Genomic DNA, 15,060 nt, shown 5'->3' with positions numbered 1-15,060 from the left:
GACAACATCAAAATGGTTGTTACCCTGATCCACCCAATCGCGATGGATGACGGTCTGCGTTTCGCAATCCGTGAAGGCGGCCGTACTGTTGGTGCAGGCGTTGTTGCTAAAGTTCTCGGCTAATCGCTGATAACATTTGACGCAATGCGCAATAAAAGGGCATCATTTGATGCCCTTTTTGCACGCTTTCGAACCAGAACCTGGCTCATCAGTGATTTTTTTTGTCATAATCATTGCTGAGACAGGCTCTGTAGAGGGCGTTTAGTCCGAAAAGCGATTGGTTTTTTCGGGTTGGATCGCCTCGCTCTCGCGGGGTGAAATTGTTTGTAGAATACTTCTGACAGGTTGGTTTATGAGTGCGAATACCGAAGCTCAAGGGAGCGGTCGCGGCCTGGAAGCGATGAAGTGGGTAGTTGTGGCCGTGCTGCTGATTGTGGCTATTGTTGGCAACTACCTCTATCGTGACATGATGCTGCCGTTGCGTGCGCTGGCCGTAGTAATTCTTATTGCTGCAGCGGGTGGTGTCGCGCTGTTGACGACAAAAGGTAAAGCGACCGTTGCTTTTGCCCGCGAAGCGCGAACCGAAGTTCGCAAGGTCATTTGGCCGACTCGCCAGGAAACATTGCACACCACGCTGATTGTGGCAGCAGTGACAGCAGTTATGTCACTGATTCTGTGGGGACTGGATGGTATTCTGGTTCGCCTGGTTTCCTTTATCACTGGCCTGAGGTTCTAAGATGTCTGAAGCCCCTAAAAAGCGCTGGTACGTCGTTCAGGCGTTCTCCGGTTTTGAAGGCCGCGTAGCCACTTCGCTGCGTGAGCATATCAAATTACACAATATGGAAGAGTTGTTTGGTGAAGTCATGGTTCCGACCGAAGAAGTGGTCGAGATCCGTGGTGGCCAGCGCCGCAAAAGTGAGCGCAAATTCTTCCCGGGTTACGTGCTGGTTCAGATGGTGATGAACGATGCAAGCTGGCACCTGGTGCGCAGCGTCCCGCGCGTAATGGGCTTTATCGGCGGCACGTCCGATCGTCCGGCGCCAATCAGCGACAAAGAAGTTGATGCGATTATGAACCGCCTGCAGCAGGTTGGTGATAAGCCGCGTCCGAAAACGCTGTTTGAACCGGGTGAAATGGTTCGTGTTAGCGACGGTCCGTTTGCTGACTTTAACGGCGTGGTTGAAGAAGTGGACTACGAGAAGTCCCGCCTGAAAGTTTCTGTTTCTATCTTCGGTCGTGCGACCCCGGTAGAACTGGACTTTGCCCAGGTAGAAAAAGCTTAAGCAGCCGATCAAAAAAGCGGCGATTTAATCGTTGCACAGGGCGCGAGATTGGAATACAATTTCGCGCCTTTTGTTTTTATGGGTTCCGACCCGTAAAACGATATTTATCACGGGGAGCCTCCTTGAGGCGCTATAACCCATTTAGAGGATTTTAGAATGGCTAAGAAAGTACAAGCCTATGTCAAGCTGCAGGTTGCAGCTGGTATGGCTAACCCAAGTCCACCAGTTGGTCCAGCTCTGGGCCAGCAGGGTGTTAACATCATGGAATTCTGTAAAGCGTTCAACGCAAAAACTGAATCCCTTGAAAAAGGTTTGCCAATTCCGGTTGTTATCACCGTATACGCTGACCGTTCTTTCACTTTCGTTACCAAGACCCCGCCGGCAGCAGTACTGCTGAAAAAAGCGGCTGGTATCAAGTCTGGTTCCGGTAAGCCGAACAAAGATAAAGTTGGTAAAATTTCCCGCGCTCAGCTGCAGGAAATCGCGCAGACCAAAGCTGCCGACATGACTGGTTCCGACATTGAAGCGATGACTCGCTCCATTGAAGGTACTGCACGTTCCATGGGCCTGGTAGTGGAGGACTAAGAAATGGCTAAACTGACCAAGCGCATGTCCGTGATCCGTGACAAAGTTGATGCGACCAAACAATACGACATCACCGAAGCTATCGCTCTGCTGAAAGAACTGGCTACCGCTAAGTTCGTTGAAAGCGTTGACGTTGCTGTAAACCTCGGTATCGACGCTCGTAAATCTGATCAGAACGTTCGTGGCGCAACTGTACTGCCACACGGTACTGGCCGTTCCGTACGCGTAGCTGTATTTGCTCAGGGTGCAAACGCTGAAGCTGCTAAAGCTGCTGGCGCTGAACTGGTAGGTATGGAAGATCTGGCTGATCAGATCAAAAAAGGCGAAATGAACTTTGACGTTGTTATTGCTTCCCCGGATGCAATGCGCGTTGTTGGCCAGCTGGGCCAGGTTCTGGGTCCACGCGGCCTGATGCCAAACCCTAAAGTTGGTACTGTAACTCCTAACGTTGCTGAAGCGGTTAAGAACGCTAAAGCGGGTCAGGTTCGTTATCGTAACGACAAAAACGGCATCATCCACACTACCATCGGTAAAGTGGACTTCGACGCTGACAAATTGAAAGAAAACCTGGAATCTCTGCTGGTTGCGCTGAAAAAAGCAAAACCAACTCAGGCGAAAGGCGTGTACATCAAGAAAATTAGCATCTCCACCACTATGGGTGCAGGTGTTGCAGTTGACCAGGCTGGCCTGAGCGCTGCTGCAAACTAATACCTTTACGTGGGCGGTGGATTTGTCTACAATCTTACCCCCACGTTTGCTAACGAAAGTTAGCAGGTAAAAAGATTTGTTCGTTGGAGCCTGGCCTAATCCAGGCCTCCGTCGAAGACCGCAGGTGTCTCGAAAGAGGCTTAATGCCCTGCGTAGACGGTGACAGAACGCTAAGATTATTTCTGATACTCTGGCTTGTTTCTGCTCACCGTATTAAGACGCTCTTTCCGTTGGGAAGAGTGAAGTGAGTTCCGGAACATGAGTTCCGGCAAACATCCAGGAGCAAAGCTAATGGCTTTAAATCTTCAAGACAAACAAGCGATTGTTGCTGAAGTCAGCGAAGTAGCCAAAGGCGCGCTGTCTGCAGTAGTTGCGGATTCCCGCGGCGTAACTGTAGACAAAATGACTGAACTGCGTAAAGCAGGTCGCGAAGCCGGCGTATACATGCGTGTTGTTCGTAACACCCTGCTGCGCCGTGTTGTTGAAGGTACTCAGTTTGAGTGCCTGAAAGACGCGTTCGTTGGTCCGACCCTGATTGCATATTCTATGGAACACCCGGGCGCAGCTGCTCGTCTGTTCAAAGATTTCGCGAAAGCGAATGCAAAATTTGAGGTCAAAGCCGCAGCCTTTGAAGGTGAGTTGATCCCGGCATCGCAAATCGATCGCCTGGCAACCCTGCCGACCTACGAAGAAGCAATTGCACGCCTGATGGCAACCATGAAAGAAGCTTCGGCTGGCAAACTGGTTCGCACTCTGGCTGCTGTTCGCGATGCAAAAGAAGCTGCTTAATAGCCGTTTTCTTTATCAAGCATTCGCTTACGTATAAACTTATTCTGATTTTCAGGAACAATTTAAATGTCTATCACTAAAGATCAAATCATTGAAGCAGTTGCAGCTATGTCCGTAATGGACGTTGTAGAACTGATTTCTGCAATGGAAGAAAAATTCGGTGTTTCCGCTGCTGCTGCTGTAGCTGTAGCTGCTGGCCCGGCTGAAGCTGCTGAAGAAAAAACTGAATTCGACGTAATTCTGAAAGCTGCTGGCGCTAACAAAGTTGCTGTAATCAAAGCAGTACGTAGCGCAACTGGCCTGGGTCTGAAAGAAGCTAAAGACCTGGTAGAATCTGCTCCAGCCGCTCTGAAAGAAGGCGTGAGCAAAGATGACGCAGAAGCACTGAAAAAATCTCTGGAAGAAGCTGGCGCTGAAGTTGAAGTTAAATAAGCCAACCCTTCCGGTTGCAGCCTGAGAAATTAGGCTGATGGCTGGTGACTTTTTAGTCACCAGCCTTTTTGCGCTGTAAGGCGCCAGTAGCATTTCACACTGTTTGACTGCTGGTTGTCCTGACAATGCTTGTTTCTATCGACGCCTTAATATACTGCGACAGGGTGCTCGCTCTGTGTAAATCGCAACGAAATGGTTTAAGCGTGATAGCAACAGGTATTGCGGAAAGTATTCAATTTTCCGATCAACAAAACGGTGTTGCACAAACTGTCCCTTCGTCGGACAGATGGGTCGACTTGTCAGCGAGCTGAGGAACCCTAATGGTTTACTCCTATACCGAGAAAAAACGTATTCGTAAGGATTTTGGTAAACGTCCACAAGTTCTGGATATACCTTATCTCCTTTCTATCCAGCTTGACTCGTTCCAGAAGTTTATCGAGCAAGATCCTGAAGGGCAGTATGGTCTGGAAGCAGCCTTCCGTTCCGTATTCCCAATCAAAAGCTATAGCGGTAATTCTGAGCTGCAATACGTCAGCTACCGCCTTGGCGAACCGGTATTTGACGTTCAGGAATGTCAGATCCGTGGTGTGACCTATTCCGCACCGCTGCGCGTCAAACTGCGTCTGGTTGTCTATGAGCGCGAAGCGCCAGAAGGCACCGTTAAAGACATTAAAGAACAAGAAGTCTACATGGGTGAAATTCCACTCATGACGGACAACGGTACTTTTGTCATCAACGGCACAGAGCGTGTTATCGTTTCCCAGCTGCATCGTAGCCCGGGTGTCTTCTTCGACAGCGATAAAGGTAAAACACACTCTTCCGGTAAAGTACTGTATAACGCGCGCATCATTCCTTACCGTGGTTCATGGCTGGACTTCGAGTTCGATCCGAAAGACAACCTGTTTGTCCGTATCGACCGTCGTCGTAAACTGCCAGCGACCATCATTCTGCGTGCGTTGAGCTATACCACTGAGCAGATCCTTGACCTGTTCTTCGAGAAAGTGATCTTTGAGATCCGCGACAACAAGCTGCAAATGGAGCTGCTGCCGGAACGTCTGCGTGGCGAAACCGCGTCGTTCGACATCGAATCCGACGGCAAAGTGTACGTGGAAAAAGGTCGCCGTATCACTGCGCGCCATATCCGCCAGCTGGAAAAAGATGAAATCAAACACATCGAAGTTCCGGTTGAATACATCGCGGGCAAAGTGGCAGCAAAAGATTACGTTGATGCTTCAACTGGCGAACTGATCTGCCCGGCTAACATGGAGCTGAGCCTGGATCTGTTGGCTAAGCTGAGCCAGTCTGGTCACAAACGTATCGAAACGCTGTTCACCAACGATCTGGATCACGGTCCGTACATCTCTGAGACTGTACGCGTCGACCCAACTAACGATCGTCTGAGCGCGCTGGTAGAAATCTACCGCATGATGCGCCCTGGTGAGCCACCAACGCGTGAAGCGGCTGAAAGCCTGTTTGAGAACCTGTTCTTCTCCGAAGACCGCTACGATCTGTCCGCGGTTGGTCGTATGAAGTTCAACCGTTCTCTGCTGCGTGACGCGATCGAAGGTTCCGGTATCCTGAGCAAAGAAGACATCATCGAAGTGATGAAAAAGCTCATTGATATCCGTAACGGCAAAGGCGAAGTGGATGATATCGACCACCTCGGCAACCGTCGTATCCGTTCCGTAGGCGAAATGGCGGAAAACCAATTCCGTGTTGGCCTGGTACGTGTTGAGCGTGCGGTGAAAGAGCGTCTGTCTCTGGGCGATCTGGATACCCTGATGCCTCAGGATATGATCAACGCCAAGCCAATTTCTGCCGCAGTGAAAGAGTTCTTTGGTTCCAGCCAGCTGTCTCAGTTCATGGACCAGAACAACCCACTGTCTGAGATTACGCACAAACGTCGTATCTCTGCACTCGGCCCAGGCGGTCTGACCCGTGAACGTGCAGGCTTTGAAGTTCGAGACGTACACCCGACTCACTACGGTCGCGTATGTCCAATCGAAACGCCTGAAGGTCCAAACATCGGTCTGATCAACTCCCTGTCCGTGTACGCTCAGACTAACGAATACGGTTTCCTCGAGACTCCGTACCGTAAAGTGACTGACGGTGTTGTAACCGACGAAATTCATTACCTGTCTGCTATCGAGGAAGGTAACTACGTCATCGCTCAGGCGAACACCAACCTGGACGAAGAAGGTCGTTTCGTTGACGATCTCGTTACCTGCCGTAGCAAAGGCGAATCTAGCCTGTTCAGCAATGATCAGGTGGACTACATGGACGTTTCCACGCAGCAGATCGTTTCTGTTGGTGCGTCCCTGATTCCATTCCTGGAACACGATGACGCCAACCGTGCATTGATGGGTGCAAACATGCAACGTCAGGCGGTTCCGACTCTGCGCGCTGATAAGCCGCTGGTTGGTACCGGTATGGAACGTGCTGTTGCCGTTGACTCCGGTGTAACCGCAGTTGCTAAACGTGGCGGTACTGTTCAGTACGTTGATGCTTCCCGTATCGTTATCAAAGTTAACGAAGACGAGATGTATCCGGGCGAAGCAGGCATCGATATCTATAACCTGACGAAGTACACCCGTTCTAACCAGAACACCTGCATCAACCAGATGCCGTGTGTGTCTCTGGGTGAGCCGGTTGAGCGCGGCGACGTACTGGCAGATGGTCCGTCTACCGATCTCGGTGAACTGGCGCTCGGTCAGAACATGCGCGTAGCGTTCATGCCGTGGAACGGTTACAACTTCGAAGACTCCATCCTCGTTTCCGAGCGTGTGGTCCAGGAAGATCGTTTCACCACGATTCACATTCAGGAACTGGCATGTGTGTCCCGTGACACCAAGCTGGGGCCAGAAGAGATCACTGCTGACATCCCGAACGTGGGTGAAGCTGCGCTCTCTAAACTTGATGAATCCGGTATCGTTTACATCGGTGCAGAAGTGACCGGCGGCGACATTCTGGTTGGTAAGGTAACGCCGAAAGGTGAAACCCAGCTGACGCCAGAAGAGAAACTGCTGCGTGCAATCTTCGGTGAGAAAGCGTCTGACGTTAAAGACTCTTCTCTGCGTGTACCAAACGGTGTTTCCGGTACGGTTATCGACGTTCAGGTCTTTACTCGCGATGGCGTAGAAAAAGACAAACGTGCGCTGGAAATCGAAGAGATGCAGCTGAAGCAGGCGAAAAAAGACCTGTCTGAAGAACTGCAGATCCTCGAAGCTGGCCTGTTTAGTCGTATCTATGCTGCGCTGGTCTCCGGTGGCATCGAAGCTGAGAAGCTCGACAAACTGCCTCGCGACCGCTGGCTGGAACTGGGCCTGGCCGACGAAGAGAAACAAAGTCAGCTGGAACAACTGGCTGAGCAGTACGACGAACTGAAACACGAGTTCGAGAAAAAACTCGAAGCGAAACGCCGCAAAATCACTCAGGGCGACGATCTGGCACCAGGCGTGCTGAAGATTGTTAAGGTTTATCTGGCCGTTAAACGTCAGATCCAGCCTGGTGATAAAATGGCAGGTCGTCACGGTAACAAAGGTGTTATCTCCAAGATCAACCCGATCGAAGATATGCCTCACGATGCTAACGGTACGCCGGTAGATATCGTGCTGAACCCACTGGGTGTACCGTCTCGTATGAACATTGGTCAGATCCTCGAAACTCACCTGGGTATGGCTGCGAAAGGTATCGGCGAGAAAATCAACGCCATGCTGAAGCAGCAGGAAGAAGTCGCGAAACTGCGCGAATTCATCCAGCGTGCGTACGATCTGGGCACTGATGTTCGTCAGAAAGTTGACCTGAACACCTTCAGCGATGACGAAGTTCTGCGTCTGGCTGAGAACCTGAAAAAAGGCATGCCGATCGCAACACCGGTCTTCGATGGTGCGAAAGAGTCTGAAATCAAGGAACTGTTACAGCTGGGTGGCCTGCCGACTTCCGGTCAGATCACACTGTTCGACGGTCGTACCGGTGAGCAATTCGAGCGCCAGGTTACCGTTGGCTACATGTACATGCTGAAACTGAACCACCTGGTTGATGACAAGATGCATGCGCGTTCTACCGGTTCTTACAGCCTGGTTACTCAGCAGCCGCTGGGTGGTAAGGCACAGTTCGGTGGTCAGCGCTTCGGTGAGATGGAAGTGTGGGCGCTTGAAGCATATGGCGCGGCATACACCCTGCAGGAAATGCTTACCGTTAAGTCTGATGACGTGAACGGCCGTACGAAGATGTATAAAAACATCGTCGACGGTAACCATCAGATGGAACCGGGCATGCCGGAATCCTTCAACGTACTGTTGAAAGAGATCCGTTCCCTGGGTATCAACATCGAGCTGGAAGACGAGTAACTCTCGCTCAAACAGGTCACTGGTGCCGGATTAATAACCCGGCACCAGATTGTGCTAACTCCGACGGGAGCAAATCCGTGAAAGACTTATTAAAGTTTCTGAAAGCGCAAACTAAAACCGAAGAGTTTGATGCGATCAAAATTGCTCTGGCATCGCCAGACATGATCCGTTCATGGTCTTTCGGTGAAGTTAAGAAGCCGGAAACCATCAACTACCGTACGTTCAAACCTGAGCGTGACGGCCTTTTCTGTGCGCGTATTTTCGGGCCAGTAAAAGATTACGAGTGCCTGTGCGGTAAGTACAAGCGCCTGAAACACCGTGGTGTGATCTGTGAGAAGTGCGGCGTTGAAGTGACCCAAACTAAAGTGCGCCGTGAGCGCATGGGCCACATCGAGCTTGCGTCTCCGACTGCTCACATCTGGTTCCTGAAATCTCTGCCGTCCCGTATCGGTCTGCTGCTGGATATGCCGCTGCGCGATATCGAACGTGTTCTGTACTTCGAATCTTATGTTGTTATCGAAGGCGGGATGACGAATCTGGAACGTAACCAGATTCTGACCGAAGAACAGTATCTGGACGCGCTGGAAGAGTTCGGTGACGAATTCGACGCGAAAATGGGTGCGGAAGCTATTCAGGCCCTGCTGAAAAGCATGGATCTGGAGCAAGAGTGCGAGCAGCTGCGTGAAGAGCTGAACGAAACCAACTCCGAAACCAAGCGTAAAAAGCTGACCAAGCGTATCAAGCTGCTGGAAGCGTTCGTTCAGTCTGGTAACAAACCAGAGTGGATGATTCTGACCGTTCTGCCGGTTCTGCCGCCAGATCTGCGTCCGCTGGTTCCGCTGGATGGTGGTCGTTTCGCGACTTCCGACCTGAACGATCTGTATCGTCGCGTGATCAACCGTAACAACCGTCTGAAACGACTGTTGGATCTGGCTGCGCCTGACATTATCGTACGCAACGAAAAACGTATGCTGCAGGAAGCGGTCGACGCCCTGCTGGATAACGGTCGTCGCGGTCGTGCGATCACCGGTTCTAACAAACGTCCTCTGAAATCTTTGGCCGATATGATCAAAGGTAAACAGGGTCGTTTCCGTCAGAACCTGCTCGGTAAGCGTGTTGACTACTCCGGTCGTTCTGTAATCACCGTAGGTCCATACCTGCGTCTGCATCAGTGCGGTCTGCCGAAGAAAATGGCACTGGAACTGTTCAAACCGTTCATCTACGGCAAGCTGGAACTGCGTGGCCTGGCCACCACCATCAAAGCCGCTAAGAAAATGGTTGAGCGCGAAGAAGCTGTCGTTTGGGATATCCTGGACGAAGTTATCCGCGAACACCCGGTACTGCTGAACCGTGCACCAACTCTGCACCGTTTGGGTATCCAGGCGTTTGAACCGGTTCTGATCGAAGGTAAAGCCATTCAGCTGCACCCGCTGGTTTGTGCGGCATATAACGCCGACTTCGATGGTGACCAGATGGCTGTTCACGTACCGCTGACGCTGGAAGCCCAGCTCGAAGCGCGTGCGCTGATGATGTCTACCAACAACATCCTGTCACCTGCGAACGGCGAGCCAATCATCGTTCCTTCTCAGGACGTTGTACTGGGTCTGTACTACATGACCCGTGACTGTGTTAACGCCAAAGGCGAAGGCATGGTGCTGACTGGCCCTAAAGAAGCTGAGCGTATTTACCGCGCTGGCCTGGCCTCTCTGCATGCGCGCATTAAAGTGCGTATCACTGAATACGAAAAAGATGCAAGCGGCGAATTCGTTGCGAAAACCAGCCTGATCGATACGACTGTTGGTCGTGCGATTCTGTGGATGATCGTGCCGAAAGGTCTGCCTTTCTCCATCGTCAACCAGGCGCTGGGCAAGAAAGCGATCTCCAAAATGCTGAACACCTGTTACCGCATTTTGGGTCTGAAACCGACCGTTATCTTCGCTGACCAGACGATGTACACCGGCTTTGCTTATGCAGCGCGTTCAGGTGCATCTGTTGGTATCGATGACATGGTGATCCCACAGAAGAAATACGAGATCATCAGCGAAGCCGAAGCTGAAGTGGCCGAAATCCAGGAGCAGTTCCAGTCTGGTCTGGTTACCGCGGGCGAACGCTACAACAAAGTTATCGATATTTGGGCTGCGGCGAACGATCGCGTTTCCAAAGCGATGATGGACAACCTGCAAACTGAAACCGTCATTAACCGTGAAGGTAAAGAAGAGCAGCAGGTTTCCTTCAACAGCATCTACATGATGGCCGACTCCGGTGCGCGTGGTTCCGCAGCACAGATTCGTCAGCTGGCAGGTATGCGTGGTCTGATGGCGAAACCAGATGGTTCCATCATCGAGACGCCAATCACCGCGAACTTCCGTGAAGGTCTGAACGTACTCCAGTACTTCATCTCCACGCACGGTGCGCGTAAAGGTCTGGCGGATACCGCACTGAAAACAGCAAACTCCGGTTATCTGACGCGTCGTCTGGTTGACGTTGCGCAGGATCTGGTGGTGACTGAAGACGATTGTGGCACCCTCGAAGGTATCACCATGACCCCGGTTATCGAGGGTGGTGATGTTAAAGAGCCACTGCGCGATCGCGTTCTGGGTCGTGTGACTGCTGAAGACGTACTGAAACCAGGTACCGCAGACATTCTGGTTCCACGCAACACTCTGCTGCACGAACAGTGGTGTGACCTGCTGGAAGAGAACTCTGTCGACTCCGTGAAAGTGCGTTCCGTCGTATCCTGTGACACCGACTTTGGTGTATGTGCGCACTGCTATGGTCGTGACCTGGCGCGTGGCCACATCATCAACAAAGGTGAAGCAATCGGCGTTATCGCGGCACAGTCCATCGGTGAGCCGGGTACACAGCTGACGATGCGTACGTTCCACATCGGTGGTGCGGCATCTCGTGCGGCTGCTGAATCCAGCATCCAGGTGAAAAACAAGGGTAGCATCAAGCTGTCTAACGCCAAGTCGGTTGTTAACTCCGCTGGCAAGCTGGTTGTGACCTCTCGTAACACCGAGCTGAAGCTGATCGACGAATTCGGTCGTACCAAAGAGAGCTACAAAGTACCTTACGGTGCTGTGATGGCGAAAGGCGATGGCGAACAGGTTGCTGGCGGCGAGACCGTAGCAAACTGGGATCCGCACACCATGCCGGTAATCACCGAAGTGGCGGGCTTCATTCGCTTCACCGATATGATCGATGGCCAGACGATTACTCGTCAGACCGACGAACTGACCGGTCTCTCCTCTCTGGTGGTTCTGGATTCTGCAGAACGTACCGCGGGTGGTAAAGATCTGCGTCCGGCACTGAAAATCGTTGATGCTAACGGTAACGACGTTCTGATCCCAGGCACCGATATGCCTGCTCAGTACTTCCTGCCAGGTAAAGCGATTGTACAGCTGGAAGATGGCGTACAGATCAGCGGTGGTGACACCCTGGCGCGTATTCCACAGGAATCTGGCGGTACCAAGGACATCACCGGTGGTCTGCCACGCGTTGCTGACCTGTTCGAAGCACGTCGTCCGAAAGAGCCAGCTATCCTTGCGGAAATCAGCGGCATCATTTCCTTCGGTAAAGAGACCAAAGGGAAACGTCGTCTGGTTATCACTCCGTTAGACGGTAGCGAGCCATACGAAGAGATGATTCCTAAGTGGCGTCAGCTCAACGTGTTCGAAGGCGAACGTGTAGAACGTGGTGACGTGGTTTCCGATGGTCCAGAAGCGCCGCACGACATTCTGCGTCTTCGTGGTGTTCACGCGGTAACGCGTTATATCACCAACGAAGTACAGGACGTTTACCGTCTGCAGGGCGTTAAGATTAACGATAAACACATCGAAGTTATCGTTCGTCAGATGCTGCGTAAAGCAACCATCGATAGCGCTGGCAGCTCGGACTTCCTGGAAGGCGAGCAGGTGGAATACTCCCGCGTCAAGATTGCAAACCGCGATCTGGAAGCGAACGGCAAAGTGGCGGCGCTCTACTCCCGCGACCTGCTGGGTATCACCAAAGCGTCTCTGGCAACCGAGTCCTTCATCTCTGCAGCATCCTTCCAGGAGACCACGCGTGTCCTGACCGAAGCGGCTGTTGCGGGTAAACGTGATGAACTGCGCGGTCTGAAAGAGAACGTTATCGTGGGTCGTCTGATCCCGGCTGGTACCGGTTATGCTTACCACCAGGATCGTATGCGTCGTCGTGCTGCGGGCGAACTGCCAGCTGCACCTCAGGTAACTGCGGAAGATGCTTCTGCAAGCCTGGCAGAACTGCTGAACGCAGGTCTGGGCGGCTCTGACAACGATTAATCGTTGATGCCCAGCGGTGAAAATCGCCGGGTAACGAAACCCAGGTCGGAAAAGCGCTAGCGCCAATCGACAATAAAAAACCCGCCTCGGCGGGTTTTTTTATATCTCTATTTTTTCAGTTCAGCAGCGGCAGGCGACGATAAAGCTCAATCATGTCTCCCGCCAGATCCTGAATCACCATCGCGTTCATCAGGTGGTCCTGCGAATGAACGGTAATCAGATTCACCGGGAGTTTGCCGGTGCCTTCATCAAGGCCAATCAGCTGGGTCTGAATGGTATGCGCGTGCTTCACATATTCACGCGACTCTTCCATCGCTTGTTCCGCTCCCTCGAAGTCACCTTTACGTGCCAGTTGCAGCGCGGTCAACGCCGCACTGCGCGCCGCCCCGGCGTTTACCAGCAACTCCATGATGGTTGTTTCTAAATCTTCCATGTTTTACTCCAACAGTTTGAGTGCTTTTTCGAGCACGGCATCGCCTTTCATCATGCCGTAATCCATCATGTCGATCACCGCGACCTTTTTGCCCAGCGGTTCCGCCTGAGCCTGAAGTTTTGCCAGTTCGTATTTAACCTGTGGCCCCAGTAATACGATGTCGGCGGTGGCAATATTGTCTTTAAATTCAGCAACCGGCACGGCTTTAATGGTTACTTCAACGCCTTTTTTATCTGCGGCGTCTTTCATACGTTGAACCAGCATGCTGGTAGACATACCCGCCGCACAGCATAAAACGATGTTCTTCATAGTCAGCCTCGATGTACATGTGTTTATTGATAATTATCCCGTGCAGGCGGCTTCAACAACCGCTTTAAGGCGATTGTGTGTGAGGCATCACAAAGAAATCTGCTTTTTCTGAAACCGGTTACAATTTTAACGGATTACGCGGTGCGCCCGCCAAAGCGGGCACAGAGTAAGCGGTGTTATGCGTGAGTGGAAGAGAGAAGAGTGCGGTTTTTACCCTGCTGTTTGGCTTCGTAGAGAGCTGCGTCTACGCTGCCCACTAACTGCTCCAGCGGCTCGAAGTGCCACTCTCCCAGGCCGGCGCTAAAGGTGACGCGCAAACCCTCTTCCCGCCAGGTGCGATCTGCCACCTGAAGACGCCATTTTTCCAGCAGGCTAAAAGCTGACTCACTATGTTCTGCCGGGAAGACAACGGCAAACTCCTCACCGCCATAGCGATACACGGAAATATGCTCGGGTTGCATGACCTGGATGCCCTCCCGGGCGACATTACGCAGCACAATGTCACCGCTCAGATGACCCCAGGTATCGTTGATGGATTTAAAGTTATCAATATCAACCAGCGCGAGGGCAAAGGGCTGATGCTCTTTCATCAATGCCGCAACATCGCTGTCGAAGGCGCGGCGATTCTTACAGCCGGTGAGCGCGTCCACGGTCGCCTGACGCACATAATCCCGCTCGCGCTCTTTGTTCGTCAGAATGGTTTTACTGAGCATCGCTTCCAGTCGCGGCGCTTGATTCACCTCGCCAGTTTTAATGGCATTAATGATGTTCATCAGTACCGTACGCGATGCGTGGCGCAGATACAGGCCAAACAAGACAATCACGATGGCGGCCAGCGCAAATCCCCAACTGACAATGTTCGTCTCGTGACGTGTGATATCGGTGAGCGTGGTATTAGAAACGCGGTAAATGACGAGCCAGTCCGGGTTTGTAAAGGCGTAGTAGTAGTACCAGAAGCCGGTTTTACGATCGTAGGTGTGCCCCTCGCCGCTGGTCATCTGGTCCATCAGCTCTTCACTGACGTAGGTTTTAAACAAGGCTCGGGTATCCGGATGCAGTACCACCTTTCCATCGCGCTCCACCACGAAGAATTCCCCATGCATGGGGGCGACCATCTGGCGCAGGGTATATCCCATGGAAGCCAGGTCGAGATGAAATCCGAGAGTCCCTTTAACGCGACCTTCCGGCGAAATGACGGGCCGGTAGAGGGTAACGGTAAGCTGATGAGTGAAGTAATCCATATAAGGGCTGGTATAGCGGCTTAAGGTACTCGCCTGCGCCTGACCGACAAACCACGGGCGGACGCGGGGATCAAACTTTTTGCTGCTGTCATCCGCCAGGACTTCGGGGGCACGCAGGTAGTGTCCCTGGGCATCAGCCAGAGAGATAGCCGAAACGTTCGGCATCATATTTTGCAACTGCATCAGGGCCTGCAATCCGTTCTCGCGATCGACATTCACCGTGTTCTCAAGCTGGTTATTGCGGGAGAAGAATGTGACAGCCCGGCCAAGAATATGGTCGTTTTCACGCAGGATCGATTCCGTATAGTTCACCGCCAGGTTATGCGTGAAATTGAGGTTAATATTATGATAATCCTCAACAAAATCTTTTCGCTGCGTCAGCGTGATAAACACGGCGATCAGCACAAAACTGAGCAATATCCCCGCAAAGCTCACCAGGATAGGTGTCGTAAAAGAGAGTTTTTTACTGTGGACAGGCATGGGTTGTCAGAGATCCAGAAGAGGTGATAGTCCAAATGTATGCTGGTTAATTATACTTCCCAGATTTTAAGGGAGGATGATTTATCTTAATAACTGACCAGAAACTGCTTATTTTTGTGAAGGCAGGGCGAAACGAGGAAGAAGCTTTTC

11 protein-coding genes and 1 pseudogene are annotated in these 15,060 nt (G+C 51.9%); 9 read left to right on the top strand and 3 right to left on the bottom strand.

Going from position 1 to position 15,060, the window contains the following annotated elements; translation table 11 throughout:
* The 9 genes and pseudogenes from tuf to rpoC all read left to right on the top strand — a co-directional run.
* A pseudogene (tuf, locus tag ABIE11_RS21520) lies at window positions 1-123 on the top strand (elongation factor Tu); the annotation flags it as partial.
* 229 nt (window positions 124-352) lie between these two features.
* Window positions 353-736: a preprotein translocase subunit SecE gene (gene secE / locus ABIE11_RS21515; RefSeq protein ID WP_003862342.1), complete on the top strand. Its 384-nt coding sequence runs from the start codon at window positions 353-355 to the stop codon at window positions 734-736.
* 1 nt (window position 737) lies between these two features.
* Complete coding sequence (gene nusG / locus ABIE11_RS21510; RefSeq protein ID WP_002438628.1) at window positions 738-1,283, top strand: transcription termination/antitermination protein NusG; 546 nt, start codon at window positions 738-740, stop codon at window positions 1,281-1,283.
* Between the two features lie 156 nt (window positions 1,284-1,439).
* Window positions 1,440-1,868 carry a 50S ribosomal protein L11 gene (gene rplK / locus ABIE11_RS21505; protein ID WP_004097640.1) on the top strand — a complete coding sequence of 143 codons (429 nt, stop codon included), beginning with the start codon at window positions 1,440-1,442 and terminating at the stop codon, window positions 1,866-1,868.
* A 3-nt stretch (window positions 1,869-1,871) separates the two neighbouring features.
* A complete protein-coding gene (gene rplA, locus ABIE11_RS21500; protein ID WP_100778109.1) occupies window positions 1,872-2,576 on the top strand; it encodes a 50S ribosomal protein L1 in 705 nt (234 codons plus the stop codon).
* Between the two features lie 291 nt (window positions 2,577-2,867).
* Window positions 2,868-3,365, top strand: coding sequence for a 50S ribosomal protein L10 (rplJ, locus tag ABIE11_RS21495; RefSeq protein WP_007704673.1), 498 nt, complete (start codon window positions 2,868-2,870; stop codon window positions 3,363-3,365).
* Window positions 3,366-3,431: 66 nt separating this feature from the next.
* Window positions 3,432-3,797 carry a 50S ribosomal protein L7/L12 gene (gene rplL, locus ABIE11_RS21490; RefSeq protein WP_095280280.1) on the top strand — a complete coding sequence of 122 codons (366 nt, stop codon included), beginning with the start codon at window positions 3,432-3,434 and terminating at the stop codon, window positions 3,795-3,797.
* Window positions 3,798-4,117: 320 nt separating this feature from the next.
* On the top strand, window positions 4,118-8,146 hold the full coding sequence (gene rpoB / locus ABIE11_RS21485; protein ID WP_102105780.1) for a DNA-directed RNA polymerase subunit beta: 4,029 nt from the start codon (window positions 4,118-4,120) through the stop codon (window positions 8,144-8,146).
* A 77-nt stretch (window positions 8,147-8,223) separates the two neighbouring features.
* Window positions 8,224-12,447 carry a DNA-directed RNA polymerase subunit beta' gene (gene rpoC / locus ABIE11_RS21480; RefSeq protein ID WP_429185387.1) on the top strand — a complete coding sequence of 1,408 codons (4,224 nt, stop codon included), beginning with the start codon at window positions 8,224-8,226 and terminating at the stop codon, window positions 12,445-12,447.
* Between the two features lie 115 nt (window positions 12,448-12,562).
* Here the strand turns inward: rpoC and ABIE11_RS21475 are convergent, their stop codons facing one another.
* The 3 genes from ABIE11_RS21475 to ABIE11_RS21465 all read right to left on the bottom strand — a co-directional run bounded on the left by ABIE11_RS21475 (window position 12,563) and on the right by ABIE11_RS21465 (window position 14,910).
* A complete protein-coding gene (locus tag ABIE11_RS21475) occupies window positions 12,563-12,880 on the bottom strand; it encodes a PTS lactose/cellobiose transporter subunit IIA (RefSeq protein WP_100778106.1) in 318 nt (105 codons plus the stop codon).
* A gap of 3 nt (window positions 12,881-12,883) precedes the next feature.
* Window positions 12,884-13,189, bottom strand: a complete 306-nt coding sequence (locus ABIE11_RS21470; protein WP_100778105.1) for a PTS sugar transporter subunit IIB — start codon at window positions 13,187-13,189, stop codon at window positions 12,884-12,886.
* A gap of 176 nt (window positions 13,190-13,365) precedes the next feature.
* Window positions 13,366-14,910, bottom strand: a complete 1,545-nt coding sequence (locus ABIE11_RS21465; RefSeq protein ID WP_409256684.1) for a diguanylate cyclase domain-containing protein — start codon at window positions 14,908-14,910, stop codon at window positions 13,366-13,368.
* Window positions 14,911-15,060 lie beyond the last annotated feature (150 nt).

Source organism: Lelliottia sp. 489, assembly GCF_050435885.1.
Classification (GTDB): domain Bacteria; phylum Pseudomonadota; class Gammaproteobacteria; order Enterobacterales; family Enterobacteriaceae; genus Enterobacter; species Enterobacter nimipressuralis.
The sequence above is the reverse complement of the archived record's forward strand: the minus strand, read 5'-3'. Positions and strand labels throughout refer to the sequence as shown.